Raw genomic sequence first — 26,857 nt, forward strand, 5'->3', positions numbered from 1 at the left:
TTGGCCGGGGCCCGGGTCAGTTGCGGTGGTGGCGGTGGTAGTGCCGGGCCACTCGTGTCCTGTTGGCGCAGATGTTCTGGGTGCAGAACTTGCGGCGGGGGTCGGAGGCGACGAAGAGCATGCTGCAGGTCGGGTTCTCACATCTGCGCAGGCGATTGTGCGCAGGCCCGACCAGCAGATCGATAAGGCTCTCGGCGACGGCAGCTAGCGCGAGTTCGTACAACCGGTCGGCCGGTGGATGGCGAGTGGTCAGGGCGGCCCACCCGGCTGGGGTCTGCACCAGCTGCCGGGTGCAGGCCACGCTTGATGCGATGTCGTTGACGCGATTGACGACCGCTGCGCTGGGACTGATCCCGGCGATGTGTGCGTCGAGTATCTCGCGAACTGCTTGACGCAGCTCAATGGTGAGCGCAAGTGACGGAGCCGGCGTCCCGTCGGGTAGTCGATCCTGCTGCAGGCCCCACCAGAACCGACACGCCGCCTCGTCGGCAAGCAGATCGACGACTGGATCCCGACTGGTGATGATCGTGTCGGCCAAGTCCACAGCCAAGGGCTCTCCCGCCACGACGAATCCCGCCGCCTGCGCCCTTTGGAGCCGTGACCCGGTATTCATTTAACTAATGCTATCAAGATGTTGACAACGTTAGGCAGCGCGAGTACAAAATCTAACGGTAAACATTGCTGTCAAACGTTAGTTGACGAAAGGAACTCGGATGAACTCGTTGGACCTGCTGCAACAGGCCGATAAGCGCCTGGTCGACCTGGTCTCCACTCTGAGCGTGTCGAATCTGGACGCCCCCAGTCCGTGCTCAGGGTGGAGCGTGCGGTCGCTGCTCAGCCACACTGTCGCCACGATCGACGCCTTTGCGGCGGCCCTCGACGGACAGGGCGGCCCGACCGAGCAGGAACTTTTCAGCGGGGCCGACATCCTCGGTTCAGCGCCGCTCACGGTCGTCGAGAAGTCCGTCGACCGCTCACAGCAAGCGTGGACCACCATCACCGACTGGGAGCGTCCCATCCTGACCGTCATCGGGGAGATGCCGGCCCGCCAGGCCATCGGCATCATCACCTACTCGACGCTGATCCACAGCTGGGACCTGGCGGTGGCCATCGGCAAGCCGATCCACTTCGACGAGGCCGAGGCCACCCTGGCCGAAGCGGTCGGATCGCAGCTCGTCCCGGCGCTGCGACCTCAAGATCTCTTCGGTCCGGAGGTCGCGGCCGGCGCGGACGCGACCCCCACCCAGCGAGTCGTCGCCTTCGCCGGTCGTAACCCCCTGTGACCCTGCAGATGACGAACGAAAACCGGCCCGCCGCTGTGGGATTCCACAGCGGCGAGCTGGCCGTCCAGACACGCGCCGGAGTGCGCACGCGTGCCGAGCGGCTGGCCCCGATGGCGGCCCGCGGCCAGCTCCGCACCGCCACAGCTGACTTCGTGGCGGCGGCGCAGCTGGCGGTCCTGACCGCACGCGACGCCGCAGGCCGACTGTGGACCTCACCGCTGCTGGGACAACCCGGCTTCCTCCGGGCGGCGACACCGACCACACTGCACATCGAGGACCCCTTTCTCGACGCCGACCCGCTCCACGACCTACCGGCCCGCCAGCCCGCGGGGCTTATCGTGATCGACTTCGCCACCCGCCGCCGAGTGCGCATCAACGGCGTTCTCGCCCAGGCTGATTCCGGCGGTCTGACAATCGATGTCGACCAGGCATACGGCAACTGCCCGAAATTCATCCGGAACCGCCACCTGCGCCTCCCCGCCAACGCTTCCGGCCCAGACCGCACACCGGTTTTCACCGGCGAACTTCTGCGACCGGAGGACGGTCGGCTGATCGAACACGCCGACACATTCTTCCTGGGCACCAGCCATCCGACGTCAGGCAACGACGCCTCCCATCGAGGCGGGCCGACCGGCTTCGTCCACATCGAGCACGATCGCCTCTGGTGGCCGGACTACCCGGGCAACAACCTGTTCAACAGCCTGGGCAATGTGACGGTCGACCCGACCACAGCCTTGCTCTTCATCGACTTCCCCACGGGGACAACGCTGCAACTAACCGGCACAGCCACGTTAGTGTGGGAGGACGAAAGGCCGCGCGACGAAAGTCAAACCGGACGACGAGTCACCTTCACACCCCAGCGCGTCGTCGTGACCGGCATCGCGGCGTTGCGTGCCGAGCACTGACGACAGTGCACGGCATCCGTTCCAATCCGTTACCTGAGGGACACCCGACGAACGCTCAGTACCGGCTGCGTTGTGGGACCCGTCCGGGCCCGAATTGCACGAACTGGACTCTGCGTCGTCCTGACGCGCCCAAAAGTTGCACTATCCGCGAGCTGATTCCCCAGCCGACAGTGTGCACGTTCCCAAATCCGCTAGGTCACGTTTCCCAACCCTCGAGCCCACCGCCACAGACCAGGCCTCAACCAATTTTCGTCAGCGCCACGGACATCCCGATATCGCTACCGGTTCGCCACCGCCCAGGGGAGGTCTGCGCTCAGCGCGAGTTTTATTGCTCGCGATGATCAAGCCGGGCGGCGACGGCCGTGTCGACGCGATCCAGCACCGTCTCGGCTTCGTTACGCAGATGGGCTGGGCCGGACGTCCTTTACGAGGAGCATCAGTGTTAGGTCGTCGACAGGAGAAGGCTCAAAACCGTAGCGCAAGTAGAAGCGCCGGGCGGTGTCGTTGTTTGCGTGGACCAGCAGCAGCCGAACCCCCGTCAGCTCCGCGACCTCAAGTGACTTGAGGATGAAATGTTTGAGAAGTGCTGCAGCGAGACCACGCCCTTGATGGTTCGCGTCGACGGCCAGCCGGCCGAGCAGGACCGCAGGTAACGGGTCCGGCTGATTGCGAGCAGCGCGTTTCGTCGCCCGGCTGCGCATGAGCACCGCCGTGCTGGAGGCATAGAAGGCCACCACCCGTCGCCCGTCCAGCACCACCCAGGTGCGGCTGCCTCCTTCGCGCTGATTGTGCAGAGCCTTCGTCCGCAGCCACTCGTTGAGCACGTCGTTGCCGCAGTCGAAGTCGTCGACGATGTGATCGGCACCGAAGAGGACGGGCCCCTCGTAGCTCACCGTTCCAAAATCGACGGATTCGCCAGCAGGCGCGCCAACTCGGGCTTGGGGCTTGGCGGACGGTCGAGCAGCGCCTGAAGATCGGTCCAGGCGGCGTCATCGAGGACGAACACTCTCCGATCAGCGAGGTCGGCCTCGGCGGCCTGAACGGCGTGACGCACCACATAGTCGTTGAGCGACTCGCCCGTGACGTCGAGCACACGTCGCACCACCGCATCTTGCGCCGCGGTCACGCGCAGGTGCCAGCGACCACTCTTCGTCTCCACACCAGAAGTGTACGCCGAATTGGTGTACATACCGTCGGCAAGCGCGGAACGATGCAGTTCGGCGCGCGGCGGCGTTCCCAAATCCGCGGCAGCGCGTTCTCGGCCATCGGACGTCACCATAAGAGACCAGGCCTCAACCAATTTTCGTCAGGTCCCGGCACCGCGAACTGTCGGGTGCCTTGCACGGGTGCGCCGCCACCGTGGTGCTATCCGGCTATGCATCACGCTTGTATGACGTTGAGCTATACCGGGACTGGTACCGAGGGGAGTTGTCGACGGCCACAAGTCAAGGTGGAGCGTACGAGGAACGTACCGAGGTGCTGTGGTCCAACCGCCCGCTGCGATCGGTCGCGCTACCGGACGTGTGCATTTCTGCTGGTGAAGGCGACGTGTGTAACGAAATGCCGGCTGGAAATCGCGAAAGTAACGAAATGCGCTGCCCGGTCTGCGCTGGGACTGTCCGGCAAGCAGCCGCAGGTCGACGCCGCGTCTACTGTTCGGCAGCCTGCCGCGTTCGCGCGCACCGTCAATCGACGTCGCGCCCGGGCTGATTGCCACAGGGCAAGTATCCACGCAGTCATCCGGCGCAGGGCGTTTCAAGGCGGGGGTTCGAACCGGAAGCGGGCGAGCGTCCTATTAGGGCCAAATCTTTTCAATCCGGGTTGGCCGGCTTCTTGTAGGTGCAGCTCGACAGCGATCTCCCGCCAGTTTTGCCCTCGGCAGGGAGTTCAGATCGGGTCGGTGTGGGTTTGCCCGTGGAAGGCGACCGTGTGGGTCCAGCGTTGCCCGTCCCACCACCGGTGCTGGAAGCGGGAGGTGGGATCGGGATACCAGCCCGGTCCAGGGAGTGAGGGTGGGCTGCGGTGCTGCGGGATGGTCGGAGGTGTCATGAAGATGTCGTTGGGTAGGTCGGCGATGTGGTAGCCCATGTGGAGGATTTCTGAGAGCGCGAGCTGCTCTGTGGGTGCGCTGTGCTCGGTCATTGCCGCGGCAGCGAAGCTGCGGACGTCAATGAATGTGCGGTCGCCGGTTGGCCCGGTCTGTTCGCTGAATACGACCATCCATCGGTAGCCGCGGTCGTAGAGGCCGGCGGCATCGAGGCCGGCTTCGGAGAGTGAGAAGACGCGAGTGGGGCAGTACTCGTCTATCGCTTCGACATAGTGCTGATACCAGCCCCGTGGCAGGAGTTGAGGGGAGCCTGTGGCATGCAGTTCGGACGCACTGATGAGGCCGGCGTCGTACAGCGAACGCTTGGTCAGGTAGTCGATGTCGTCGTCTGGGCCGGCGGTGCGCGCGACCTCGGCGACGATCCTTTGGCGCTTGGCTTCGGACTCAGCTGCTTTGCGTGCGAAGTAGTGAGAGTCTTCATTACGGACTTGAGCCATGGCCCGAGCGATGGAGTCAGGGGATGGCTCTGGGCAGTCAGTCATGGGGGGATTGTCCCGCAGACCTGTGACAGAAATACAGCTTGCGGTGCCCCTACACGTCTCGGCTGAGCCCATCGCCGCGTTGCGCGGCGTTCCACATCCGGTTGTGGAGGTCGTGGGCGGTGGTGTTGCGCTGGGTGGCTTTGTGGTGGCGTTGGAGTGCGGTGGTGATGGCGGGTGTGTGCTGGTCGTGGTCGAGTCCGGCTGCTTGGGTGAGGGCGGCGTCGGTGTCGGGGCCGGTGGCGTAGTGGTTGATGCGGACGGGGGCGGCGGTCAGCACTGCCGACCAGCGCAGTTCGGTGTGCAGCAGTTTGAGCAGCGGTGCGGCCGGTGGTGTCGGCCAGGTGCCGGAGTTGGTGTCGAGCAGGATGATCCGTGCGTTGACGGCTGCCGCGTTCTCGGTAAGGTCCGCGATCGTCTCGGGGGGCAGGTGTTCGGCGCGGTCGATGACGACGATGGTGCCGGGTTGACTGTCAGTGAGGTCGATGGCGCTGGCGTCGATGACGGTGTTGTTGATCGGGGACAGGTCGGGGTTGTTCAGGACGGCGGGCGGGGCGGCCCAGATCAGCGGGCGCGTCGCGTCGTGGGCGGCGCGGTCTAGATGTCTCATCATCGGCAGTAGCGCTGCGCGGTCTGTGGCGTGGGCGACGGTCAGCACGAACGGGACATCGGTGAGCCGACGCAGGCGGCTGGTGTCGATATCGGGGTCGGCGGGGATCGGCAGCCGGTCTTGGAAGGCGTGTTGTCCGGCGTTGTCGAGCACACGTAGCTCGGTGGCGATGCGGGGCAGCAGGTCGGTGATGTGTTCGGCGGTGCTGCGCTGGGCCCGGGCGAAGGCTTGTGCGGCGGCGTGCTCGGCGCGGTGCAGCTGTTCGCGCAGCGCGGCGCGGTCGGCACGGTGACGAGCCACGAGAGCATCGTCGTCGGCGCGGCACTGACGCAGAAAGGCGTCGGCGTCGGCGTGGGTGACGATGTGCTCGCTGCCGCCGGCAGCCTCAGCGCGGGCGGCAGTGGCTTCTTGGAACGCCGGGTGGAACTGCTCGGCGGGGCTGTGCGTGGGCAGGTGGTGAGTGGTCAGGAAGCTCAGGTTCTGGGCTGCCGAGGCGACATCGAGGGGGTCGGCGTCTGGGTCGGCGCGCAGGGCGTCGAGTTCGGTGCGGGCGTGCTCGATGAGCTCCAGTGCCGCGGTGTAGGTGGTGTCGGCCTCATGCCACTGGTCGAGCACGGCTTCGACCTGGGCCAGGAAAGGCCGGTCGGCGTCGGCGGCGTCGCGCAAGCGCCGGAGCTCATCGGCGGCGGCGAGCACGTGCGGGCCATTGCCGGCGACCACCTGGGCGGTGAGGGTTTGCAACTCGGCGTCGGCCTCGGCGTAGCGGGCGCGCAGGGCGTGCACGTCGGCGCGGTGAGCGGTCAGTGCGGCGGCGGGGCTGGGTCGGACGGTGCTCAGGCTGTCGAAATCCAGATGCGACTCGGGATCGAACAGGTCGTCGGCGTGCTCGGGTGGTGGGAGCTGATCGTCGGCGGTCGCGGCGTCGGCAAGGTCGCTGTCTTGCAGGCCGAGGGCGGCGGCGAGCATGTTGGGATCGGCCAAAACGTCATCGAGGGCGTCGTGCTGCCAATGCTGAGGCCCGTCGATATCGGGATGCTGGTGGGCGAGTTCTTCGTGTTCTTCCTCGGTCAGGGGTGCGGTGTCGGGCAGCGGGATGTCATGGTCGTAGGGGTCGTCGGTGGTGAACAGGTCAATCGAGTAGGTGAGCAGGCGGGCGTACTCGTCGCCGCGCAGATGATGGGTCAGGTGGGCGTCGGCGTCGTAGAGGTGCTCGGCGGCGACGTGCAGTAGGTCCAGTGCGCTCCACCGGTCGGGGTCGGCATTGCCGATCGCGGACACCAGCGCCGGGAACGCGGGATCGGCGGCGATGGTCTCGGCCATCTCGGTGCCGAACACGGTGTGCAGATCGGGTAGCCAGTCCGGGCGCAAACCCCCGTTCGCGGTTTCCAGGGCGGCCGGGGACATGGTGCCGCACAGTCGCCACCACAGAGCGGCGGCGGGCAGTTCGTCGGGCAGGGGGCGCTGCGCAGCGACCTTGCCCACCAGTTGGGTGATGTTGACTCCGGTGCGCGAAGCCGAGGCCAGTTGGGAGGCCAGCTGTGGCCAGTAGGGGTCTTGCCGGATGTGCGGGTTGATGGAGTCGATGAGGTCGTCGTAGCGGTTGGTGGTGGTGTCGGCGCCGATGAGTTCGGCTGCTCGGAGTTCGAGGCGGCGCTGCGCGGCGCGGGTGCGGGCGGGGTATTGCTCGGGGCCGGCGATGCGGGTGTCGTTGTCATCGACGGCGGTCGCGGCGCGATACACCGCGAGCTCGGCGGCCAGCTCGGCATCGGTGTCGACCAGGGGCCGGGCCCACCGGGGTGCGGTCGCTGCGGTCCATTGGGCGCTGGTGGCGCGGACTTCTTCGGCCAGGGCGTCCACTCGTTGCGCGCGGGCCGCCAGGTAGGTGTTCCAGTGCGGGTCGGCGGCCAGGCGTTCGGGGATGGCGGGCAGCCAGGGCAGCGGGCCGGCGCCACCGGAGTGCGCTCCGGTGGGGTCTAGTCGCCAGTCGATGACGGCGGCGGGGTCGGCGGCGTTGTCGAATCCGCCGGCGGCGACCACTTTGTCGAGACGTTTGAGCGGGTGGATTCCGGCGGCGGCGATCAACGCGAGGTGCTGGCGCAGCACCGGCCAGGCGGTCGCCGACGTGAGGCCGGGCACCAACTTTTCGGCGTGGGAGTCCAACTCGGCATGCTGGGCGGCGCTCAGGCGTGACTCGGCCGCCGCGCCGACCGCATGGGCGTACATGGCTGTCGCAGCGGCCAGCCGGGCAGCCGGGTCGGCGGCGGCCCGGGCCGCGCTGGTGGCCGACACTTGCGCGGCGTCGCGGCCCAGCGCACGGGTCAACACGTCCACGGCGGTGTCGGGGTGGGTCGCTTTCGGGGACAGCACACGGTGCGGGTCGTGCTCGGCGGTGGAGAAGTAGATGTGGTTACCGTGCACACCGCGGGTGAGTGCGGTGTAGACCTGCTGGCGGGTCAGTTGGTCGGAGCCCACGGTGTGGCAGCGGTAGCGGGCGGTCGCGCCCTGGGTGGCATCAATGGTGCGGGCGTAGCCCAAGGTGACGTGGGCGCGTACATAGTCGGCGGGCAGGTGCAGGTGCGCCCCGGACTCCAAGTGCGCGACGGTGATCGAGCCTTCGGGGTCGACGTCGGTGACTTCCCAGCGGTAGCCGTTGCGCACGAAATCGGTGGCACCGAGCGCGAGGCTGCGGTCGTTTTTCTTGGTGAATACGAGGTCTCCGACGCTGGCGCGGGCCCCGGCCATCAACACCGCTTCCAACGGTGGGGCGTGCTCACCGAGTTCGGTGAGGCGGTGCAGTCGTGCTCGGTCGTTGAGTTCGGACACCAGATCGTGGGTGGGCGCCAACAGCAGTGAGTGTTTGTCGTGGGCGATGTCGGATTGCCATGCCTCGAACGCCATATCGGATGCGGCGGCCTGCGTGCCGACATGCACGCGCTGCTCATCGAGATAGAACGCGATCCCGGACGGGTCACCGTCGCGCAACGCCAGACCGGCCTGGGCTTCGGCCGCCGAAGCAAACCGCATCACTTGAGACAAGGTGATCGCCCCATGCAAGTGAGCGAGGTCGCGCAGCACACCCCCGGCGCTGATCGAAGACAACTGTTTGTCGTCACCGACGAGGCGCACGCTGGCGCCCTTGGCCAACGCGACAGCGATCATGGAGGCCAACGCCAAAGTGCCGGCCTTGCCGGCCTCGTCCACGATGATCAACGTGTTCTCGTCGATCGCGTCGTACCACTGGCGTGCTGGATCACCGGGCGATGTGTCGGGATTGTCGGTGAGCCAGTTGAACTTATCGAGGGTGTCTCCGACCTCGACTTCGATTTCTTCGCGCAGCAATTGCGCTGCACTGGCGCTCGGCGACAGCCCGATCACGGTGCCCCCGGCACCTTCCCAGGACCGTGCCAGCGCGGCCATCGCGGTGGTTTTTCCCGACCCGGCCGGGGCCAACGCGAGCATCACTCTCTGACCCCGGCAGGCCATCTCGCGGACCAGTTGTGCTTGGCCGGCGTTGAGTTCGCGCCGATGCGCGGCCTGGGCCAGCAGCTCGATCTCGACATCGGCGGCAGGCACGGTACGTCCATCGCGCAGGCCGGCCGCAGCCAGGATGCGCTGCTCGGCGGCCAGGATTTCGGTGCTGGTGTAGGTCTGCGATCCGACCTGGCGGTACACGCTGGACCCGTCGCGGCGCCGCAACCTCGCGGGCTCACCGAGGTCGGTATCGGGGCTGGACGCGTGCCGGATGCTCAACGGTGCACTCAACGCGGCGTCGGTGATGAGTTCGGCGATCCCGTCGATCCCGGCGTGCCCGGTGACGCGCACAACGCGCAACGCCTCGGCCAACACATGGGTGCGGTTCCAGGTGGCGCGGTCGCCAGACACCGTGGCGATGACTTGGCGGGCGCGGGCTTTGATCCACCCTTCGGTGACCTCGGCCGGTGTCGCGGTGCGCCCGGCAAGGGAGCGCGCAATCATGGCGTTGACCGCCTCGTCACTGCCCAACAGACCGACCGCTTGGGCACGCCACTCCTGGCGTTGCTCGCCCAGCGAGCGGGGCTCATGCTTGGCGTCGCGGGTGGCCAAGGTGGCCTGCTGGAACATCGCGATCGACTCCGGGGTGGTCGGCTCGCGGCCGTGGGCGGCCTGAAACGTCTTGGCCAGCACCGCATATTCGGCGTCGATCGCGGCGCGACGCGAGGACCACAGCTCGTTGAGCTCGCGGGTAACGCCGACGACCTCGCGGACCTCCCGCTTGCCTTCGCGGGCATCACCGCGCGCGGCGAACCGCATCCCCAACTCGTCGGCCAGGTAGGCCTCCAGCCGCGAGTTGTACAACTCCGAGGCCGCCACGGTGGAGGCATACAGCGGCCGGCCATCGAGGGCATACCACCGGCTGATCCCGTCGGTGCCGCGGGCTCGAACCTTGTTGGAAATGGCCACATGGGTGTGCAGGCCGGGGTCCGAGGCGCGGGTGTCGCGGTGCAGGAACGAGGCGGTGATGAAGCCTTCGGTGTCGACTTGAGCGATGCCTTGGGCCCCGATGCGGGTGTAGGCCGCCTGGTCTTGCAGGAAGTCCAGGGCATCTTGCACCGCGCGGCTGTGGCATTCCTCGATCTGTTTGGCGATCGGCTCGGGGCACAGCGCATACAGCGCGGACACGCTTTTGACCGGTGTGAAGGTCATGTCGTAGCCGGCCACCGACGTGGTCTGGTCGCGGGTGCCGCGGGCAATGAACCCGGTGAGTTCTCGCTCGTCCAGCGGTGCGCGGCGGTGCTGTTCTTCGAACATCTCGGTAGCGATCTGGGTACGCATCTGCGCCCGCAGGGACTCGTCTATGGCGGCGTTCCAGTGCGCACCGATCGACAGGTTGTGATCCCGGTAGGCCAACGCGAGGCGCTGCTGCAACTCGGTTTCACCGGCATTGACCCGAAACGGTCGCCCCAGCGAGGTCGCCGTCAGCGCTGAGTTCTTGCGCGCCCCTTGGGCGATCAGTTGCTTGGTCAATGCCGCGGCGTTGGGATGCACCCCGAGCCCGAACAGGGCCTTCATCTGGTCCTCAGTGACCTCCGAGCCCTCTTCCAGCGACCACAGCCGGTCCCCGGAGTCGGTGCGCGTCCAGTTCTCTGATCCGGCGGCCAACCCGGCCAGTCCGCGCCCACCCCAACGGCCAGGAGTCTCGCCCTTGGACGAGTAGTAGTCACCCAGCGACTCCGGGCCATGAGTGCGGTCATGGGCAGCCACCTGCCGCACCAGGTACAAGTACCCGGAGCCAGCAGTGAGCTTGTGGATGCCCGCATTCACCCCACCAGCGCACCGAGTTCTCACGACGAAACCAAGGCAGTTTTCCGCAACCCCCGAACGGGCCGTTACCAAACCGTTACCTAAGTGCAAGAGGTGTGTGGGTCAAAACCAGGCTGGAAATCAACGATGCAGGTCAACAGGGGTGAGACGGTGGTGAGGGTGCAACGAGGGGTGATTGGGTAGGTGGGGAGGAAAGCAGGCGTGATTGCGTCGTAAGTGATGGTTAGCATCCGGAACCATGGCGAATGCAACGACAAAAAATGCAGTGAAGCAACGAGTTCTGGAGGCGCGGCGGGCCGAAAATGCCGCGCGCGAGGCGCGGGAGGCGGCCATCGTGGATGGCCTTTCGCAGTTCCTCGCGGAGGTGGATCGTGCGGCGGCGGTCGGGACGAAGCTCGAAGAGCAGGTGGCTGCGGCGCGCGCGAAGGCAGCCGAGCGCGTGGAGCGCATCGAGCGCGAAACTGAGGAGCGGGTCGCGAAGCTGGCTGAGGCGGCGCGGGAGGAGTCCGCGCGGTGCGAGCGGGCTGCTGGTGAGGCTGTGAGGCGGCTGCGGGAGCAGGGCGAGACGGTGGCGGCCATCGCCAGTCAGACCGGGCAGAGTCAGAACCGGGTGCGCGACTTGGGCAAGCTCGCGGTCACAGCGCAGGGCGACGGTGACGGTGACGGTGACGCGGCTGCACCAGCGGTGCGGGCGGCGGGTGACGCTGGGATCTCCGTCGAGCCAGCTGACGGCGCTGTGGAGGGTGGCAGTGAGGTGACTGCGCAAGCAGAGAGCACCGGCGCCGACAACGGCGAAGCGGCGAGTGATGATGAGCCGGCCGCAGGCACCGCCACGGCGCTGAGCGCGTAGCGGTACGGCAGTGGGCGCGTTGGCGCGGGAGCTGGCGGTCGATCCGGAGTGCGACATCGCTGAGGTTGCGCGGTTCTTCAGCCGTGTGGTCGCTGGGCCGGGTCGACAGGACTGCTGGCTGTGGACCGGCGCGATCGGCGACGACGGCTACGGCCGGTTCGCGATTCGTCGCGAGGGCATGCTGCGGATGGTGCGGCCACCGCGGTATGCGCTCGCGGTGGCCGCTGGCGGGCGCGAGCTCGACGGTCATCTGCGGGCGCTACACGGGTGCGATGTGCCGATGTGTGTCCGGGTGATCACCGCGCTGGAGCTGCGTAGCGGGGTGCGCCCTCATGTGGTTGCCGGAACGCAGCAGGAGAACATGGCGAGGATGGCGCGGGCCCGGCGAGGTGGGGGGACGCCTGCGGTGATCGCGCGCCACGCGGGAGTTAAGGCGCGGCGGGAGCAGGCCTTGGCGCTGCGGGCGGCCGTGCGTTCCGGTTGGGATGGCGCGGCGGTGGAGGCCGCACTGCTGGGTGGCCAGCCGCGTCTGTGGTGAGACGGTGGTCGCGGACCTGGGTGTCGCGCCGCGACGGCCTGCGGGACCCGGGTGGGGTCCCGCAGGCGGTGGCGCGGGGGTGGCTAGTGGTCGGCGGTGGCGGCGATGAAGGACTCGGCGTCGGTGAGGTAGTAGTCGGCGTGGCGGGTCTGGTCGGCGGTGGCGTCCCCTGCCAGCAGGACGGTGACGGCGTAGTCGCGTGCGGAGAGCGCGTACTGGCGGCGGCGGTGGGGGTCGTCGGCGGCGGCGACGGCGGCGTGGATGTCGGCGCGGGCGTAGGCCAGGACTGCGGTGGTGGTGGGGATGGTCATGGTGGTTCTCCGTTCGTCGTTTCGCTTAGTGGTGCGCCGGTCAGCGCTGGGGTGCGGTCAATCGGGTGAGGGTGGGCGGTCAACCCCGAAGAGGCGGCGGCGGGTGGCGCAGGGTTTTCGGCCCGCGAGCGGCAGCGAGCTTGGTAGGGCCGAAAAGGTCACTCGGCCTGCGTAGGTCGGCGTCGGTGTGGGTTGACCGGTCGGGCCCCCGGCCGATTAGGCTGCGCCCTCTGCTGACGGATTTGAAGGTGAGGGGCTACGGACGTGCCCGCCGCAGGCGGGCATCCGCGCCGTAGGCGCGCTGACGAGACGTTCGGTCGCGCGAGGAGCTGCGGCCATCAAGAGGCGGGCGCGCCGTCGGCGGTGCGGCGAGGTGTGAGGCCGCGCCGAGGAGTGCACGTTCGGGCTGCGGCATCGGGTAGCCGGGCAGGGCGCTGAGGAACTTGAGGTAGGTGTGGGTCGTCTCGGACAGGCACGTGGTCCAGCCGATGAGGTCGGGTGTGGAGGTGACCTCCAGCGAGGCCACGACGTGAGCGAGCAGGGCGCGTAGCGCGTCGGTGTCGTTGACCGGGGTGTGCGCGATATCGGCGGCATCGAGGAAGGCGGTCGCCAGCGTGGCGGCGGCGAGGCTTTCGGTAAGCAGGCCGGGGTTGGTCAGCAGCGTGGTGGCGATGAAGGTGGCGGTGCCTGGCGGGGGTGGTGCGTCGGCGAGTAGGTGGTTGGTCAGCCAGGCGCGGCGGGTGCGGGTGGCGGCGGTGCGGTCCGGGTCGGCGTGCATCGGTGGTGACCTTTCGAGGTGGGCGGTAGGGCCCGGCGGGTGGGGGATGTCCGCCGGGCCCTACCGGGCTTAGGTGGTGACGGCTGGTTCGCCGGTGAGGGTTTCCACGACGAGACCGACGAGATCGCGTGCAGCGGGTGGGGTGACGGCGTTGCCGGCCAGGCGTACCTGCTCGCGGCGGGTGCCGAGCATGCGGTAGTCGGTGGGGAAGTCCATCGCGGCGGTGATTTCGCGGGGCTCCAGCATCCGGAAGAACACATCGTTGATGTCGATGTGCTGAGGCGGCGCGGGAGCGGGGCCGCTGGTGACCAGGCTGTGACGCTCGACGGTGGTCACGGTGGGCAGTGCCTCGTCGGCCGGGGTGCTGCCGCCGTTGCCGTAGTAGCTCGTGATCAACGGGCGCGGATCGGTGGGGTTCCAGCGGCCGTGAAAGACATCGCCTCGCGTGACGGGGCTGTAGACCAGGCCGTGGTGGTTTCCGGACGCGGTGACCGTGGACAGCGCTTCGGTAGTGCAACGGGCATCGCTGGAGCCGCCGCGTAGTTCGGCGATGAACGGTGCGAAGGCAATGCCGTCGTTCTCGCGGGTGGTGCGGGTGGCGATGGGTTGGTCGACGGCTACGGCCTCGCTGCGCCAGGTGCCTCCGGTCGGGACCAGGAGCGCGGTTTCGCTGCGCGTGGTCATGGTCCGTGTCGGCTGGTCGACGGGGGCGGCGGTCTTGCCGTCTCGTCCTTCGACCGGCACCAGCATGGGCTGCCAGTAGCGTTGGATTCCGGCGGCGATGCGGGCCATGGTCTTGTCGGCCAGCGGGCGGGTGCGCTCACCGATGCGTGTGCCCATCAGCGACCAGTCGATGATGTCGGCGGCCGGGCGGTAGGTCGGCTCGATCACCTGGTTGCGGCAGGAGACGTTGGGGCAGCGGTAGACGTACTGGGCGCGGTACTTGCCCCACGGTGCGCGATCGGTGCGCTTGAAGCTCTGGACGGCGCGGACGGGTCCGCAGTCGGGGCACACTGCGTAGGGAGACACGACGCGCTTGACGTCGGGTCGGGGATCGCCTGCCCGGGTGAAGATGGCGTAGAACCGGTCTCGCGACTGTGGGGCACCGCGGCCGTAGAGCTGGGCGTGCATCGAGTTGAGGTAGACGAACTGCGCGGTGTAGCCGATGGATTCCATCGCCATGCGCCATGCCTGGAACGGCGGCCAGAACACGACATCGACGACGTTCTCCACGATCACTGCCCGGTACATGTGGTACTCGGCGAAGCGCACGACGTCCCACATGGTGGCGCGGGAGCGTTCGGCGGCGGCCTCGGGCAGGATCTCGCCGAACAGGTCTGGTTGCGCGTCTTGGCGTTTGCGGCCTTGGGCGATGCTGTGTTTGGTGCAGCTCGGGCTGGCCCAGAGCAGGTCGGTGGTGGGGAACAGGCGCGGGTCGATCTGGGATAGGTCGGCCTGAATGTGGTCGGTGTCGGGATGGTTGGCGCTGTGGGTTTCGATGGCCCTGTCCCAGTGGTTACTGGCGACGGTGGCGACGACGTTGTTGATCATTACAGCGCCAGCCGTGGAGCCTCCGGCGCCGCAGTAGAGGTCGCAGATCGTCAGCATGGGGGTGGTCCTCTCAACTTTGGATGATGGCTATAGCCTACCACACATTGGTAGGGTATAGCCACCCACTTAGCGGGGGTTCTGCGTGGCGGCGGGGCCGGCGCGTCTGAGGGTTAGGGCGCCAGCAGCGTGGAACGGCGCGTCTCTTGCGCGGGGCCGCCGACCTCGAAGGGGATGACGTCGACTCCGAAGTACTTCCCGACCAACATGGGATCGTCGTAGCCCAAGTCGCCGTGCACGCTCTGCAGGTACTCCATGCCCTTCCCGCATGCCAGCCTGGCGGCTCGCTCAGCGGTGTGCGCGACGGCCGTGTACTCCACAGCGGTTCGGACGGTGGCGACGAACACGGTTGTCATCTCAGGACTCTCCACGAGCCGAGCGCGTGAACGGAGTGGGCTGGGCGGCGAACATGGCGGTGCGCCGTCCTGCGGCCGCGCCCGGCAGGGGTGGTCGTCCGCTGGTGCGATGACGACGGTGGCGACTCGTGTCGAGGGCGCAGGGCCGGTCCAGACGGCGTAGACGCCCTGCCCTTCGGCGACGATGCGATCCCCGGGTTGTGTCGCGTGAATGTATGTCTGTGCGGCCTGGAGAGCGGCATCGACATCCGCGTGGCCGAACGACTCCCACATCGGCATGGCGTCAGCTTCGTGTGGGTCGGTAATGGTGGCCGAGTAGCTCATTGCTGGGGCGTCCTTTCAGGCTGCGTGATTGGGGTGGTCAGTGCAGGTGGTCGAACAGGTCGAGCTGCGCACCGGCGTCGAGGTCGAGGACACGGCGCAGGAGGGCATCTGTCTTGTCGTGCAGTTCGGCGCTGCGGCGGTAGTGCTCGTCGTCTTCCTCGTCGGAGGGGTGGTAGCGCGGGCACGGTCCGCTGTGGGCGTTGCGGGGGCTGTGGGCGTGCCCGCAGCGGCACCACTGCCACGTGCGTTCGCTTTCGGCCCGCTTGGCGGTGAGCAGTTCGGCGATCTCGTGGCGCAGCGCGGCGGGCAGGGCCTGGCCGAGGCGTTGAATCTGGGTGGCGGTGACCGTGGCGCGGGCGGGGCCGGTCCCAGGGGCCGGGCTGATGAACTTCGGGCCGACGGTCCAGTAGCTGGTCATCCAGTCGGGTGCGCCTTGGGGGGCTTGCGGGCCGCTGGCACCACCTGCGCGGGCCAGGAGGGATCGCAGTGCGCGTTCCTCGAGGAATGCGTCAAGGAGCATGCTTCCCGATGACCTCCCGACGAAGGCCAGGAGGTGTCGTTGCTCGGGTGTCAGTGTGGGGCGCATGCCAGGTTGTCCTCGCGCAGGGCGCGGGCGGCGTCGGTGATGCGGTCGGGGCGGTGTCCGGCCCAGCGTTGGCCGTCGGGGGTGACGATGACGGGCACGCTGAGGTAGCCCCAGTCGGTGAGCATGGCGGCGGCGGTGGGGTCGGTGCTGACGTCGATGATGTCGATGGCGACACCGGCCTTGGCGAATCCTCGGGCGGTGGCGCGGCACTGCACGCAACCGGGCTTGCTGTACATGGTGATGGTGGACATGGCAGGGGCTCCGCTCTCGGTGGCGTGGGTATCGGGGGTGGCGGTCGGTGCGCTCATGGCTTCGACCCGCGATCGATGTCGCCTTCGGTGTAGGTGAAGGTGTTGCCTTGGCTGTCGCGCATCGCGTACCAGTAGCTGGCCTTGCTCCAGGTGGCCGTCCAGTCCGAGCGCTCTGAGGCCAGGACTTCCCACAGGTCACGGTCGGCGCCACCGGGGTGGAACGCTTCACCGCTGACGGCCGGGTAGGTGTCGTTGAGGATCGTGATCAGCGCATCGACGGAATCGGCGTCGGCCGCGACGCGGTTCAGGCACCGGTGGTAGGTCAGCCAGTAGGAATCGGCGGTCGCCATGGTGCGCCCCTTTCGATTGGTGGATGGCTATAGCCTACCATGCGTTGGGGTGGGGTGTCTAGTCGTTTACGGTTCTGACCTGCTGTTTAGCCACGTTCATTGCCGTGGCGCACCCGACGTAAGGGGTGTGGCCGGGCCTGCGACCTTCTTCTTATCCAGGCGTAGTTCTACAGACGGGCGGGGGCTGGGACCGCCGGGTTGCTACCGAGACTGGCCGGGGCGTCCTAAGTGCATAACCGAGCCTTGAAATGGAACAGGAGCACAAGCGGGCCGTGGGTGCGTCAGGTCCGGCGCACGTGCCAGCCGTGAGCGGTGGGCACGATCTGATCGCGGGCGTACCGGATGGGCAAGACAGGGCTGCTGCGCCACTGGATCAGTACGGTGCGCGAGTCCACGGCCAGGATGTCGCCGGCCACGCGGCCGTGGCCGGACAGGATGCAGGAGACCGGCTGGCCGGGTGCCGGGGATGCGACAGCAGGGGCGTGCAACTCCTCGACGCTCTCTCCGGTGAGGGCGCATCGGGCGGCGACATCCGGGACGAACAGTGCGACGAGCTCGTCGGCGAGGTCGATGACGACTTGCTGGGAAATCTGGGTGCCGACGTGGTGAGCGTCGCCTACGGCGGGGTGGGTGATCGCGTCGGCGGCTTCGGCGTCGTAGAGATCGTCGCGGGCAATGAACCACGCGGTGAGCAATTCTCGGAGAACATCGGCCGGCGGGGTGGGCAGCGTGGGCGTATGCGGTGTGGTGGACACGGGCGTCTCCTTAGCGAGAGTGGGCGGGGCGGTCTGGGGTGAGGTCATCGCTGGCCGGCGTCGTGGCGGCGGCCAGATGCAGAGGACAGCTCGGGCAGGGGCAGCCAGGTGCGCTCGGCGGTGCCGCGGGCTTCGGCGATGATGTCGGCCATCGACAGGTCGTTACGGAAGCGGTGACCGATACGGTCCTCGACGTCGGCGTAGCGATCGGCCAGCTCCGGGTTGAGCCGCGCTGCGCACACGAGGTCGGCCCGAGACGCCAGGACGCAGAGGCGGCACGAAAGACGGCTCATCCCTTGGCTGTAGGCCGGATGAGGGCGGGTTCCCGCGGTGCGGATGCGTTGCCAGACAGCGGCGGTCGACCACTCGAATATGGGGTACCAGTCATCGACGTGACGGCGGCCGTTGGAGGCGGCGGCGTTGAATGCGTAGGGGCTCCGGCGGGCGCGGGCGGCGCTTTCCTCGGCGCGTAGTCCCATGATGTTGAGCACCCGAACCGGGCGACCCTGCACTCGGCCGGTGGCGCGCAGCTCGGAGACCAGGCGGGTGATGACCGTGCGGATCGGCCCGCGCTTGAAGTCCGAGGTGCACCAACGCTGTTGGGAGCTGGGCCACTTTCCGCGCGCCTCGGCGTGGTCGAGGATGGTGTAGTGCTGCCCGTCGCGCTCACGTCGGGTGAGTTCGAATCGCAGGCCGTAGTGGGCGGCGTGCTCGGCGGCCAGGTCGGGCACGCCTTCCCATTCGGCGTCACCGAGGTCGGCGTGCACGACGACGACGCGATCGAGGACATTGGCGGCGCGGGCAGCCGCGACAGTGACGTTGAGACTGGCTTGGGAGTCCTTACCTGCGGAGCTGCTGACCAACAAGCAGTCATAGGCAGCGAGGTCGGGTGTCGCGGCGTCGGTCACAGTGTGTCCGGGCGGTGCAGCGACGGCGGCAGGGGCACGCACACCCAGATCGAGGGCGAGTTCCTGCTGGCAGTCCGCATGACTCGGCATCACGTCACCTTTCCTAATCGGATGTCTATAGCCTACCATAAAGGGTGGGCTATAGACATCCATTCCGGGGGATGTCCGGCCGCTGGTTACCGTGGCAGGGTGAGGCTTTGGTCCCTGCTGACGGTGGCGGTGCGGTGATGTGTACCAGGGCGTGGCCACCGCTGCGGAGGACGGCGCACGGGTGGGCAGAACCCCCACCCCCGGGCCAGTGCGTCAACGGGCACAGTCTGGGGCCGGGAACGGTCACGATTGGCGTGAGCCATTGCCGGTGCGGCATTTTGCATCGCACGGCCACGTGCAACGAGTGTGGGTCGACGTACTACCTGCCAGCTCCTACCGCCGACTGCGAGGCGACGGCGCTCGATGGCCGCCACGCCAGCATGTGAGAAAGCCGGGTGCACCCGCCGGGCATGTGATCGGCGGGTGCACGTGTCGGGGCCATCATGCTGCGGCGCGGGATTCCCTTGCTGAGTTGTCGCTGGTTTTGGCGCCGGGCGCGGTGGACTCGGCGCGGTGGCGCCCAACCGAGGACGAAGAGGTCGATGTGGTGGTGCCCGAGGCATGGCGACCGTAGGTCTCAGAGCCTGAGTCAGGGCGGGTTGAGTCCTGGCGGTCTAGGCCGCCCGTCGGCGCCGACGTGTTGGCACGGCGGTCGCCCTTGGCGGCTGCCGGCCGCTTCTTGCTGGTCGTGGGCGCGGTTCTGAGTCGTTCAGCCTCGGCTGTCTCGGCTTGGGTGGTGTGCCCCTTCGGCGACGTGTCGGCGTCACCGTCTGCCTCGGCGGCCAGACCGTCGTCGGCCGCGGCGTCCGGGGTGTCGCCCGGCTCATCGAGCACATCGTCGTCGGCGTTGTCAGGGGCGGTCGCCGCGGCGGGATCCGGCTCAGCGCTACCGGCGGTGCCTTCCGGGTCGTCGGTGACCGACTGAGTCAGCAGATCAGGGTCGGTGGTGACGGCGGTGTCGCTGGCGAGATCTGTTGTGGTGGAAATGGTGTCGGGCTGACCGGCGTCCGATCGGGGCGTCAGTTCGGACCGGGTGTCGAGCGTGGCAGTGCGCTGGCCAGCGGCGGGCAGGGCGCTTGGTCCTGCCTCGATGGCTGAGGTGCGGGCAGTGACGATGCCGCCGATGGCTTGGCCGATGTCAATCGTGGTGGCGATGGCGTTGAGAGCCGTCGATGTGGTGAAGGCGGCCAGCTTCACCGCCCCGGTGACAGCGGTGGCCAGAGCGTGGGGCAGCGCGCTGACAAAGGCGGGCAACCCGACGGCGTGGAGCAGTCCGCTGGCGGCGGTGGCCAGCCCGCTGGTGAACGAGGTGATCACGTCGGACGCGGTGACCGTGAGGTCTGCCCCGAGTCGGAAGGGCAACGATGCGAACGAGCTGGCGGTCCCGATGACGGTGTTGACGGTCGTGACTCCCGCGCCGATCAGAACGCCGAGGGCGTTGGTGTAGCTGGCAGGGCTCAGCGGCGCCGACGCGATGTCGATGAGGGCTTTCTGTAGCGCTCCGGGGGTGGTGTGGTCGCCCAGCCAGGTGTCAACGATGCCGGCCGCGCCTCCGGCGACCCGGCCGAGGGTGAAGGTGGTGGCGTCGGTGAGGGCTGCGGTGACTCCAGTGACGGCCCCGAGAGCGGCGGTGACCGGCGCGGAGACGATGCCTTGCAGCGCGGTCAGCGCACCGTCGATGAGAGCGATGTCGGTGAGAGTTTTGCCTGCTTTGAGGATGTCGTTGACCAGGGACAGACCGTTGCCGATCTGGTCGGTGACGCCGGTAACCAGGGCGCTGGCGAGGGTAACGCCTCCGGTGGCCAGCGTGGACAGTGCAGTGATGCCGTTTTGCAGGGCGAGGCCGGCGATACCGAAAGGGGTCGCGAGCAGGCCGAGGTAGCTGGCCGCGGATAGGGGGTCGTTGATGACGCTGGTTACCGCCTGCATGGCGGCTCCGAGCGACCCGGTGACGGTGGTGGTGAGTAGCCCGGCGAGTTGACCGCTGGTCAGGCTGATGGCCTCGCCAGCGGCGTCGATGGTCTGTGCGAGTTCGGTGAGTCCACCGTTGGACGCGGCTTTGAGGGCGATGAGCACCGAGGCGAGGGTCGGGCTGGTCCCGGCGGCGCGGATCAGTCCGTCCCAGAGATTGGCATTGAGGCCGGCCGCGGTGTGCAGTGCACTGGACAAGGTGTGCGTGGAGCCGTCGAGTGCACCGGTGACGGTGGAGGTGACCGAGCCCATGGCGGTGGAGAGGTTGGCGACCAGCGCGGCGACGTCGGCGGGGTTGATGGCGGCGGCGAGGTGAATCTCGGCGGCAGTGACGCGAGGCAGGGAGATGTGGGGTTGAGCACTGGGCGACACTGCGACCGGCGCGAGCGCGATGGCGCTAGCGGCGGTGAGTGCGATACCGGCGTTCAGATAGGAGCGGACGGAAAGTTCCATGGCGGTCTCCAAAGGTGCTGGGCGAGTTTGAGTTGCGACTGTTCAGAGATGCGTGGACGCTGACGGTGGGCGAAACCTCCACCGTGAGCGTCCATCCAGGATGGCGCTACGCTATGATGCTACGGTATGATACGCCGTTGAACAACGGCGTTAAGAGGCGCTTTATTCGCGTTACAGGTGTGGTGCCATGAGTCTGTTCCTCTATGACAACGACCCGCCCCGCCGCCGCATGACCCGCCGCGTCCTGCGCGGCTTCGATGCCAGCGCTTTCGCCGAGTTACGACATCGCGCGGGGATCAGCGTGAGCGACTTGGCGCGCTTGTCGGGTGCCTCGTTGAGTACCATCCATCATTGGGAGGCCGGGCGGCGGACTCCCCAGGTCGACATCCTGGCCGCCGTGATGGCGGTGCTCAATGCTCCGATCGAGTCGGTGGTGCTCATCGCCGCTCAGGAGCGCTACCCCGGTGACTGGCGAGTGCTGCGCGGGATGACCCAGCCGCAGCTCGGCGCGGCCGCGCATATCGCGACGTCGATTGTCCAGCGTATTGAGCGCGGCGAGCATCCGTTGTCGGACAGCAACGCCGAAGTGCTCTCGGGTGTCCTGGGCATCCCGGCAGGAACCTACCGGGAGGCCTATCAGCGTGCACGGGATCGCCCGGCGGGAGCACCGAGCTAGGCCGCTGCTGTGCGTGAGCTAGCGGCTCAGGTCGTGGCTTGGGGGCCGGCGAGGGGGCGTGGTCGCGGTCAGTGATTCGGCCCAGTGGCGTTCTTGGTCGGTGACCTGTTCAGAGGCACGAGGTCCAACGGTGTCCAGGAGTAACGCTGTGAGCCGCCCGTAGTGTCCGGTGCCGTGCCCGTGGTAGCGGGCGCCGATGAATTCTTCGCGGCGGGCCAGGAGCTGTACGCCATCGAGGGCGTAGCCGTACTTGCGGCACACGATCGCCATCAGCATGGTTTGGCTGCGGGTGTTGCCTTCCCGAAAAGGGTGAACCTGGTCGAGTTGGCCCCAGTGTTGAGCAACCGTGGGGATAAAGGTCTGCGGGGCATGGCATTTCGGGTCACTTAGGGCGTGTTCGAGGTTGGAGAACACTGCGGTGGCCCGTTCCTCGACGTCGCGACCTGGTGCGTATCGGTAGGTGACCCAGGGTGCGGTTCGGTCATCGGGGGCGAAGTTGACGACATCGCGCCACTGTTTGGCCATCGCCCCCTGCGGGACCACCCGGGTAGTCCCGGCCCAGGAATAGACGTCTTGGAACAGGCGGTGGTGCACTTGTCGGTAGTAGTCGAGGTCGACGGTCTCTGGCAGTGTTGAGGGGCTGTCGAGGATGATTCCGCGCATACGAGGCGCTACGGCGTGGGCTTCGGCAACCGCTAGGTCGGGGTAGTTCTTGATGCCGAATTTGTTCTTGAGCACCCCTGGTGCATCAGGCCAGAAGTAGCTGTCCCAGGTGTCGTAGGCCGTCACACCTCACGGAATCCCGGGCGGGTGAAGCGGGCGGCGACCTCGGCGGCGGCTTCGTCCTCGTTCAGTTCGCCGCGGTCCATGCGGGCCAGGAGGTCACGCACCGAGTCGCTGGCGGGAAAACCGGCGAGGCCGGCGGCGGCCACGGCAAGCGCTGAGGCTTCCTCCGGGGTGTAGGACACCGGCTGGCGTTGGAGCGGGCTCATGGTCGTCATTGTAGATTCTCCAGTTCGACGGAGCCGAAGTTCTCCATGACGCGAAAAGCGCCAGGAACGCCGCTGGCCGCCTCGTGGTGTCCGACTGCGGGGCGGGTGGCTGCCCGTAGGCCCGCTGGGGTCAGGACGTAGTCGATGGGTGAGTCGGGGTGCTCGTCGGTGAGGGTGTAGCCGATCGGGGAGTCAGAGGACGGGTATGTGGCCATGGGGGATAGAGCCTTTCGTGTCGGAGGTGGATCGGTGTGACCGCACGGGGCGGATGGTCATAGGCTACCATATGCGGTAGGCTATAGGCATCCTCCCTAGAAAGGTGTCGCCTCGTATGACTGCCAGTGAGCCAACGGAATTGGACCTTCCCGGCGTGGGTGATGTGCAGCGTCCGTCGGTGGTGGTGTCCTACGGGCTGGGCCTGGATTCAACCTGCCTGCTGCTGCGGTGGCTCCATGAGCCCGCAACCCGCGACTTCGCGCTGGAGGAGATGGTTGTGGTGACGGCGATGGTGGGCGATGAATTCACGTCCACTGCTGTGGCAGTGGAGTCACTGATGCTGCCTCTGTTCCGCAAGTTTGGTGTTCGCTACATCCAGTGCGCTCGGGGCCAGCGGATCACGAGCGCCAGCGGTGATGGTGTTGTGGTGCTGGATGATTCGACTTGTCCACAGAAGCTCTACGCCGATGGCGCGTACCGCCTCTCCGACGAAATGCTGTCCGCCGGAACGTTGCCTCAGCTCGGGGGAGCCAGAAAGTGCAGTATGCATGCCAAAGGGTGGGCACTCGACCCGGTGATTGCGAAAATCACTGGTGGCCAGCGGTATCGGCATGCGATTGGGTTCGAGGCAGGTGAGCAGCGCAGGGCCGACAAGGATCGCCTGTACAACACCGCCCAGCGCACCGGTTGGTATCCGCTGATAGAGGCGGGCTTTGACCGGCAAGCCTGCCATGATTACGTGGCCGCGGTGCTCGGTGTGTCGTGGGAGAAGTCGTGCTGCTCTTTCTGCGTCTTTGCACTGACCAGTGCCGCCGGGCGAGCCAATATGGTTGCCCGGTACCGGCAGGAGCCGGCGGCCGGGGCGCGGGCGATGCTGATCGAAGCGACTGCGCGGCGTCTCAATGAGCGCCAGACGTTGATCGCGGGGAGCAGCGTGGCACAAATGGTGCACGAGGCCGGGTTGAGTGAGGTCGAAGCGGAGTTCCGGCGGCGCTTTGAGGCCTCGCCGTTCGCGGTCTACGAGGTCCGTCGGGTGACGCCGATGGGCGCTGGTGGTCGCCGCGGGGTCACCGCGCGGTCGGTCTGCAAATTGGCCGTCGGTTCACAGGGGGACATGGACGCCTATCTTGCGGACGGGCCAGGCTCACGTGAGGTCGGGGCGGATCGGATCGTGCGCCATCGCGTGCCTGCTGGTCCGCGATGCGAGCACTTCCTGGTGGTGGCTCCGGCGGTAGTAGATAACAAGCAGCGCAAGGGGTTTGATCACCTGTGGGCGCGGGCCAATGGTGCTGGGTTATTCTGAAAGCTACAGTGTGCCCGCGCCGCCGGTCCCCCCTTCGGCTGAGATGCGGGCACACTGCTGCTGAGCGCAGCCTGAATCACGCGTAGAGCGTGGTCTTTGGTCCCCGCGGGGCTAGTTAGTCGCTGCGCAGGATGTCGGTGACGCGGTGCTGCACGGCGGCCCAGTCCTCGGGTGGGAGGGCGGCAATAGCCGGGGTCCATCCGTTGTTGGGGTCGATGTGGTGGCGCAGCTCGGTGAAGCACATGACCTGGGGCACTGCTCCGGTGGCGGTGAGTTCGCGGATGCGGGTTACGACGTCACGGGCGTGCTGGTCGATGTGGATCCAGTAGGTGACTGGCCGGTGGGTGACAGTGGCGAGGTCATCGTGGCGGACGTGGTGCCAACTGAGGTAGGTCAGACCGTTGGTGAGCCGTACTCGGGCGACCGGGTGGTGATCGTCGGCGCTGACCGCGTGGAACGGGCGCACGGCGGCCACGTAGGGGGCTGTGCTGGCGGGTACCTGGGTGCTGCCGTCTGGCGGGGGAGAGTCGAACGGGTCCATGTGTTGCTGCCCTTCGTTCGGGGACCGCGCGGGTGATGTCAGGAGTCCTGGGCGGGCATCGCCATCGCCTGCTCGATGCCCTTGGTCAACGCGGCGACGGTGGTCTGCAAGGGGGGCGCGATCTTGGCCAGAAAGACCACGGTGGGTGTGCGTTCGCCGGCTTCCACGCCGCGCAGGAAAATACGATCAACGCTGGCCTGTTCGCTGAGTGCCCGCTGGGATAGACCCAGTGTCTCTCGCCGCTGTGCGATGTTGCGCCCGACAACGGGCATGATGCGCGCTAGGAGCGCGCGGTCGGCTTGAGCTTGCAGTTCACGGGCGGCCACACCGGCACGTTTGCGTTCCTCGGCGGTGGTCATGGCCTGGGTAGGAGACATCGGCGGTGGTCCTTTCACTCGCGGTGGTGACGCCGCGACTTCTTGCCGACAGCGTACTCGCGGTGGTGGGTGAAGGGCTACCAGCGTGCGTGCGTGATCCACGGTGTTCACTTACTCCTGGCTAGCCCGTGCGTCGGCGGGGACCGGCTCGTCACGAACCGGGAATGGGCTGGCCTGCAAGGGTGCTCGGTCATACGCTGACGCGTAGTGCCCATCGCGGACATAGCCCCATACATCGAATCCGTGCTCGTCAAACGTGTGGATAGCAGGTGTGCCGGTGTGGGTCAGTTCCGCACGGCAGACCAGGCCGTGGTGATCGACCCATTCAAGGTCGGTGTCGACCTCGGAGACCACTTGCGCGACGATGGCCGTCTCGTCGGGTTCTAGCGGTCGCGACCGTGCGTCGACACAGCCTAGATACCAGTTGGTGCGGTCCTGCCATTGAGCGTCGTGCTGGCGGTCGTGGCGGGCCTCGGTGGCCGCGCGCTTGGTGGTGTACCTGCCGGCTGTACGTGGTGTCCCGTGGACGTCGACCACGGCCCAGCATCGGTCGCCTTTCTTGGCCACACTCCAGGTGGCGGGCGGGTTGTTCAGATGATCGCGCAGGGACTTCTCGAAGGCGGCGAGCTGCCCGGCGCGGATACGGCGTCGACGAGCCTCGGCGTTTTCGATGAGGTCGGGGTGGGTGTCCATGGTCCAACGGTTCCTCTCGCTGATTGGTGTGAAGACCCGGTGCGACCGCGGCAGTGGCGCCAGGAACTCCACTCCTAGATGATGGCGATAGCCTACCATCTATGGTGTGCTATAGACAACCGCCGGTGGAGTTGGGGGTCGGGTGTCCGCGCTTCGCCTGGCAGTTAGGTCGGGCAGGTCTCAGGTGACCACAGTCCACGGGATTCGTCGGCAGCAATGTTTTCGGTCGCGCGAAATACCGCCTGGTAGCGGTGCGGTGTCCTGTAGGTGTACTCGTTGGCGAAACCGCCGGCGATGAGGTCGAGGTTGACGAGGCGCTCGGCGGTGGTCCAGACGTAGGCGAGGTCTCGGCCGTAGCGGTCGGCACGGTCTTGCGTCGGGTCGTATTCGAGGTACACGGACTGGTCGGTGAGTAGGGACTTGGTGTACGCGGATGCCTCGCGTGAGAAGCACTGCACGGGCTTGCGCGGGTCGAGCAACTCGGGCGTATCGACTCCGATCAAGCGGACAGTCGTTGTCGCGCCGCCGTTTTCAACGACGATGGTGTCGCCGTCAACGACGCGCGCCACAGGAAACGGCCCGTCGAGCTCACTGAGGTCTGGCATCGGTGGATAGGGAGCGGCGGTGGCGGTGGTCGCGGTGGCCCCGGTCGTCGCGGTGTAGGGCGTCCACGACGCGGACTCTTGGCATCCGGTCAGCACTAGCGCAGCCGTGCTGAGCAGTGTTGCAAGCGCCCGGCTAGATCGAGGTATGACGGTCATGGGGGCATGGTTGTTCATTCTCACGACGGATTCCAGCGTACGACTACCGTCGTCAATCACTGTGTCGCCTATGGCCGTAGCGTGACGACGGACGATTCGTCGTCGGATTTGGGCTAGTCGCATGTGATGCACCGCTGGCCATCGTTGGACGGTTGGCAGTTGTCGCCCCAGTCGTGCTCGTTGTGCAGCCGTTCCATCCGGTCGGCGCAGCCCCCACAGCATCCGGCCCAGCCCTGCCCGTCGTCTAGGGGCTCCCGGCAGTCTTCATTGAACGGGTCGCGGCACGCCGCGTCGTCGTCGCCGATCTCCAGTGCGTCGACCACGATCGTTGCGATGGCGTCAGGAATCGACGAATTTGGGATCGCCGCGGCCAGTCGTTCCAGCTGCTCATCGGTCAGCCGGACACCGGCCCATCCTTCTGCCTGATCGCGTGAAATCAGTTGTGTAACTGTCGTTTCGGTCAGTGTTCCCATGGCTATTAGTG

The 26,857-nt window shown here is 67.2% G+C and carries 29 protein-coding genes; 6 read left to right on the forward strand and 23 right to left on the reverse strand.

Going from position 1 to position 26,857, the window contains the following annotated elements; translation table 11 throughout:
* Positions 1 to 16 precede the first annotated feature (16 nt).
* A complete protein-coding gene (locus tag CSQ99_RS15990; protein ID WP_023363551.1) occupies positions 17 to 613 on the reverse strand; it encodes a CGNR zinc finger domain-containing protein in 597 nt (198 codons plus the stop codon).
* A gap of 100 nt (positions 614 to 713) precedes the next feature.
* Between CSQ99_RS15990 and CSQ99_RS15995 the strand changes: the two genes are divergently transcribed.
* Both CSQ99_RS15995 and CSQ99_RS16000 read left to right on the forward strand, forming a co-directional pair.
* On the forward strand, positions 714 to 1,283 hold the full coding sequence (locus tag CSQ99_RS15995; protein ID WP_023363549.1) for a TIGR03086 family metal-binding protein: 570 nt from the start codon (positions 714 to 716) through the stop codon (positions 1,281 to 1,283).
* A gap of 8 nt (positions 1,284 to 1,291) precedes the next feature.
* Positions 1,292 to 2,188, forward strand: a complete 897-nt coding sequence (locus CSQ99_RS16000; protein ID WP_046191501.1) for a pyridoxamine 5'-phosphate oxidase family protein — start codon at positions 1,292 to 1,294, stop codon at positions 2,186 to 2,188.
* 395 nt (positions 2,189 to 2,583) lie between these two features.
* Here CSQ99_RS16000 and CSQ99_RS16005 read toward each other — a convergent pair whose 3' ends face one another.
* From CSQ99_RS16005 to mobF, 4 genes are all read right to left on the reverse strand, one after another.
* A complete protein-coding gene (locus CSQ99_RS16005) occupies positions 2,584 to 3,081 on the reverse strand; it encodes a GNAT family N-acetyltransferase (RefSeq protein WP_023363547.1) in 498 nt (165 codons plus the stop codon).
* Complete coding sequence (locus CSQ99_RS16010; protein WP_053082894.1) at positions 3,078 to 3,347, reverse strand: type II toxin-antitoxin system TacA family antitoxin; 270 nt, start codon at positions 3,345 to 3,347, stop codon at positions 3,078 to 3,080. Before CSQ99_RS16010 ends, CSQ99_RS16005 begins: the two co-directional genes overlap by 4 nt.
* A gap of 728 nt (positions 3,348 to 4,075) precedes the next feature.
* Complete coding sequence (locus CSQ99_RS31415) at positions 4,076 to 4,777, reverse strand: DUF2510 domain-containing protein (protein ID WP_245908935.1); 702 nt, start codon at positions 4,775 to 4,777, stop codon at positions 4,076 to 4,078.
* A gap of 49 nt (positions 4,778 to 4,826) precedes the next feature.
* Positions 4,827 to 10,685, reverse strand: coding sequence for a MobF family relaxase (gene mobF / locus CSQ99_RS16020; RefSeq protein ID WP_099039986.1), 5,859 nt, complete (start codon positions 10,683 to 10,685; stop codon positions 4,827 to 4,829).
* Positions 10,686 to 10,950: 265 nt separating this feature from the next.
* Between mobF and CSQ99_RS16025 the strand changes: the two genes are divergently transcribed.
* On the forward strand, positions 10,951 to 11,535 hold the full coding sequence (locus CSQ99_RS16025) for a hypothetical protein (protein WP_099039987.1): 585 nt from the start codon (positions 10,951 to 10,953) through the stop codon (positions 11,533 to 11,535).
* Positions 11,536 to 11,545: 10 nt separating this feature from the next.
* The gene (locus tag CSQ99_RS16030) at positions 11,546 to 12,073 is read left to right on the forward strand and encodes a hypothetical protein (protein ID WP_245908936.1); all 528 of its coding nucleotides are present in this window, start codon (positions 11,546 to 11,548) and stop codon (positions 12,071 to 12,073) included.
* A gap of 83 nt (positions 12,074 to 12,156) precedes the next feature.
* Here the strand turns inward: CSQ99_RS16030 and CSQ99_RS16035 are convergent, their stop codons facing one another.
* The 10 genes from CSQ99_RS16035 to CSQ99_RS16085 form a co-directional block, all read right to left on the reverse strand.
* A complete protein-coding gene (locus tag CSQ99_RS16035; RefSeq protein WP_099039988.1) occupies positions 12,157 to 12,384 on the reverse strand; it encodes a hypothetical protein in 228 nt (75 codons plus the stop codon).
* Between the two features lie 256 nt (positions 12,385 to 12,640).
* Positions 12,641 to 13,162: a hypothetical protein gene (locus CSQ99_RS16040; RefSeq protein ID WP_099039989.1), complete on the reverse strand. Its 522-nt coding sequence runs from the start codon at positions 13,160 to 13,162 to the stop codon at positions 12,641 to 12,643.
* Positions 13,163 to 13,231: 69 nt separating this feature from the next.
* On the reverse strand, positions 13,232 to 14,770 hold the full coding sequence (locus tag CSQ99_RS16045) for a DNA cytosine methyltransferase (protein WP_099039990.1): 1,539 nt from the start codon (positions 14,768 to 14,770) through the stop codon (positions 13,232 to 13,234).
* Positions 14,771 to 14,883: 113 nt separating this feature from the next.
* Positions 14,884 to 15,450, reverse strand: coding sequence for a hypothetical protein (locus CSQ99_RS31420; RefSeq protein ID WP_245908937.1), 567 nt, complete (start codon positions 15,448 to 15,450; stop codon positions 14,884 to 14,886).
* 37 nt (positions 15,451 to 15,487) lie between these two features.
* On the reverse strand, positions 15,488 to 16,036 hold the full coding sequence (locus CSQ99_RS16055; protein WP_099039991.1) for a hypothetical protein: 549 nt from the start codon (positions 16,034 to 16,036) through the stop codon (positions 15,488 to 15,490).
* On the reverse strand, positions 16,021 to 16,344 hold the full coding sequence (locus CSQ99_RS16060) for a glutaredoxin domain-containing protein (RefSeq protein ID WP_245908938.1): 324 nt from the start codon (positions 16,342 to 16,344) through the stop codon (positions 16,021 to 16,023). Before CSQ99_RS16060 ends, CSQ99_RS16055 begins: the two co-directional genes overlap by 16 nt.
* Positions 16,341 to 16,637: a hypothetical protein gene (locus CSQ99_RS16065; protein ID WP_245908939.1), complete on the reverse strand. Its 297-nt coding sequence runs from the start codon at positions 16,635 to 16,637 to the stop codon at positions 16,341 to 16,343. The genes CSQ99_RS16060 and CSQ99_RS16065 overlap by 4 nt, the downstream gene beginning before the upstream one ends.
* A gap of 281 nt (positions 16,638 to 16,918) precedes the next feature.
* Positions 16,919 to 17,392 carry a hypothetical protein gene (locus CSQ99_RS16070; RefSeq protein ID WP_245908940.1) on the reverse strand — a complete coding sequence of 158 codons (474 nt, stop codon included), beginning with the start codon at positions 17,390 to 17,392 and terminating at the stop codon, positions 16,919 to 16,921.
* A gap of 44 nt (positions 17,393 to 17,436) precedes the next feature.
* Positions 17,437 to 18,390, reverse strand: coding sequence for a phosphoadenosine phosphosulfate reductase domain-containing protein (locus CSQ99_RS16075; protein ID WP_099039993.1), 954 nt, complete (start codon positions 18,388 to 18,390; stop codon positions 17,437 to 17,439).
* Between the two features lie 441 nt (positions 18,391 to 18,831).
* Positions 18,832 to 20,814, reverse strand: coding sequence for a hypothetical protein (locus CSQ99_RS16085; protein ID WP_099039994.1), 1,983 nt, complete (start codon positions 20,812 to 20,814; stop codon positions 18,832 to 18,834).
* 187 nt (positions 20,815 to 21,001) lie between these two features.
* On the opposite strand from CSQ99_RS16085, the gene CSQ99_RS16090 reads away from it, so the two are divergent.
* The gene (locus CSQ99_RS16090; RefSeq protein WP_099039995.1) at positions 21,002 to 21,490 is read left to right on the forward strand and encodes a helix-turn-helix domain-containing protein; all 489 of its coding nucleotides are present in this window, start codon (positions 21,002 to 21,004) and stop codon (positions 21,488 to 21,490) included.
* Between the two features lie 18 nt (positions 21,491 to 21,508).
* Here the strand turns inward: CSQ99_RS16090 and CSQ99_RS16095 are convergent, their stop codons facing one another.
* Genes CSQ99_RS16095 through CSQ99_RS16105 form a run of 3 tightly spaced genes read right to left on the reverse strand, consistent with a single transcriptional unit; the run spans position 21,509 to position 22,697 of the window.
* The gene (locus CSQ99_RS16095; protein ID WP_099039996.1) at positions 21,509 to 22,279 is read right to left on the reverse strand and encodes a Fic/DOC family protein; all 771 of its coding nucleotides are present in this window, start codon (positions 22,277 to 22,279) and stop codon (positions 21,509 to 21,511) included.
* Positions 22,276 to 22,482: a hypothetical protein gene (locus CSQ99_RS16100; RefSeq protein ID WP_245908941.1), complete on the reverse strand. Its 207-nt coding sequence runs from the start codon at positions 22,480 to 22,482 to the stop codon at positions 22,276 to 22,278. Before CSQ99_RS16100 ends, CSQ99_RS16095 begins: the two co-directional genes overlap by 4 nt.
* Positions 22,483 to 22,487: 5 nt before the next feature.
* Positions 22,488 to 22,697, reverse strand: a complete 210-nt coding sequence (locus tag CSQ99_RS16105) for a hypothetical protein (RefSeq protein WP_099039998.1) — start codon at positions 22,695 to 22,697, stop codon at positions 22,488 to 22,490.
* 116 nt (positions 22,698 to 22,813) lie between these two features.
* Between CSQ99_RS16105 and CSQ99_RS16110 the strand changes: the two genes are divergently transcribed.
* Positions 22,814 to 24,001: a hypothetical protein gene (locus tag CSQ99_RS16110; RefSeq protein WP_099039999.1), complete on the forward strand. Its 1,188-nt coding sequence runs from the start codon at positions 22,814 to 22,816 to the stop codon at positions 23,999 to 24,001.
* Positions 24,002 to 24,116: 115 nt separating this feature from the next.
* On the opposite strand, the gene CSQ99_RS16115 is transcribed toward CSQ99_RS16110, so the two are convergent.
* From CSQ99_RS16115 to CSQ99_RS16135, 5 genes are all read right to left on the reverse strand, one after another.
* Positions 24,117 to 24,542 (reverse strand): hypothetical protein, encoded by a 426-nt coding sequence (locus CSQ99_RS16115; RefSeq protein ID WP_099040000.1) that lies wholly within the window; start codon positions 24,540 to 24,542, stop codon positions 24,117 to 24,119.
* 38 nt (positions 24,543 to 24,580) lie between these two features.
* Positions 24,581 to 24,919, reverse strand: coding sequence for a helix-turn-helix domain-containing protein (locus tag CSQ99_RS16120; protein WP_245908942.1), 339 nt, complete (start codon positions 24,917 to 24,919; stop codon positions 24,581 to 24,583).
* A 111-nt stretch (positions 24,920 to 25,030) separates the two neighbouring features.
* Entirely contained in the window at positions 25,031 to 25,612 is a 582-nt protein-coding gene (locus CSQ99_RS16125) for a hypothetical protein (RefSeq protein ID WP_141562686.1), read from the reverse strand.
* Between the two features lie 164 nt (positions 25,613 to 25,776).
* Positions 25,777 to 26,373 carry a thermonuclease family protein gene (locus CSQ99_RS16130; protein ID WP_245908943.1) on the reverse strand — a complete coding sequence of 199 codons (597 nt, stop codon included), beginning with the start codon at positions 26,371 to 26,373 and terminating at the stop codon, positions 25,777 to 25,779.
* Between the two features lie 113 nt (positions 26,374 to 26,486).
* Positions 26,487 to 26,846, reverse strand: a complete 360-nt coding sequence (locus CSQ99_RS16135; protein WP_099040004.1) for a hypothetical protein — start codon at positions 26,844 to 26,846, stop codon at positions 26,487 to 26,489.
* Positions 26,847 to 26,857: the final 11 nt, after the last annotated feature.

Source organism: Mycobacterium neglectum (genome assembly GCF_002591975.1).
GTDB lineage: Bacteria > Actinomycetota > Actinomycetes > Mycobacteriales > Mycobacteriaceae > Mycobacterium > Mycobacterium neglectum.

Bases quoted from the DNA above. Each gene is read 5' to 3' on its own strand.
- CSQ99_RS31420 (WP_245908937.1), bottom strand. From the start codon at position 15,450: ATGAGCTACTCGGCCACCATTACCGACCCACACGAAGCTGACGCCATG.
- CSQ99_RS16035 (WP_099039988.1), bottom strand. From the start codon at position 12,384: ATGACCATCCCCACCACCACCGCAGTCCTGGCCTACGCCCGCGCCGAC.
- CSQ99_RS16040 (WP_099039989.1), bottom strand. From the start codon at position 13,162: ATGCACGCCGACCCGGACCGCACCGCCGCCACCCGCACCCGCCGCGCC.
- CSQ99_RS16120 (WP_245908942.1), bottom strand. From the start codon at position 24,919: ATGTCTCCTACCCAGGCCATGACCACCGCCGAGGAACGCAAACGTGCC.
- CSQ99_RS16110 (WP_099039999.1), top strand. From the start codon at position 22,814: ATGACTGCCAGTGAGCCAACGGAATTGGACCTTCCCGGCGTGGGTGAT.
- CSQ99_RS16125 (WP_141562686.1), bottom strand. From the start codon at position 25,612: ATGGACACCCACCCCGACCTCATCGAAAACGCCGAGGCTCGTCGACGC.
- CSQ99_RS16115 (WP_099040000.1), bottom strand. From the start codon at position 24,542: ATGGACCCGTTCGACTCTCCCCCGCCAGACGGCAGCACCCAGGTACCC.
- CSQ99_RS16135 (WP_099040004.1), bottom strand. From the start codon at position 26,846: ATGGGAACACTGACCGAAACGACAGTTACACAACTGATTTCACGCGAT.
- CSQ99_RS16105 (WP_099039998.1), bottom strand. From the start codon at position 22,697: ATGGCCACATACCCGTCCTCTGACTCCCCGATCGGCTACACCCTCACC.
- CSQ99_RS16075 (WP_099039993.1), bottom strand. From the start codon at position 18,390: ATGCCGAGTCATGCGGACTGCCAGCAGGAACTCGCCCTCGATCTGGGT.
- CSQ99_RS16100 (WP_245908941.1), bottom strand. From the start codon at position 22,482: ATGAGCCCGCTCCAACGCCAGCCGGTGTCCTACACCCCGGAGGAAGCC.
- CSQ99_RS16130 (WP_245908943.1), bottom strand. From the start codon at position 26,373: ATGACCGTCATACCTCGATCTAGCCGGGCGCTTGCAACACTGCTCAGC.
- CSQ99_RS16045 (WP_099039990.1), bottom strand. From the start codon at position 14,770: ATGCTGACGATCTGCGACCTCTACTGCGGCGCCGGAGGCTCCACGGCT.
- CSQ99_RS16065 (WP_245908939.1), bottom strand. From the start codon at position 16,637: ATGGCGACCGCCGATTCCTACTGGCTGACCTACCACCGGTGCCTGAAC.
- CSQ99_RS16055 (WP_099039991.1), bottom strand. From the start codon at position 16,036: ATGCGCCCCACACTGACACCCGAGCAACGACACCTCCTGGCCTTCGTC.
- CSQ99_RS16090 (WP_099039995.1), top strand. From the start codon at position 21,002: ATGAGTCTGTTCCTCTATGACAACGACCCGCCCCGCCGCCGCATGACC.
- CSQ99_RS15995 (WP_023363549.1), top strand. From the start codon at position 714: ATGAACTCGTTGGACCTGCTGCAACAGGCCGATAAGCGCCTGGTCGAC.
- CSQ99_RS15990 (WP_023363551.1), bottom strand. From the start codon at position 613: ATGAATACCGGGTCACGGCTCCAAAGGGCGCAGGCGGCGGGATTCGTC.
- CSQ99_RS16000 (WP_046191501.1), top strand. From the start codon at position 1,292: ATGACGAACGAAAACCGGCCCGCCGCTGTGGGATTCCACAGCGGCGAG.
- CSQ99_RS31415 (WP_245908935.1), bottom strand. From the start codon at position 4,777: ATGACTGACTGCCCAGAGCCATCCCCTGACTCCATCGCTCGGGCCATG.
- CSQ99_RS16060 (WP_245908938.1), bottom strand. From the start codon at position 16,344: ATGAGCGCACCGACCGCCACCCCCGATACCCACGCCACCGAGAGCGGA.
- CSQ99_RS16085 (WP_099039994.1), bottom strand. From the start codon at position 20,814: ATGGAACTTTCCGTCCGCTCCTATCTGAACGCCGGTATCGCACTCACC.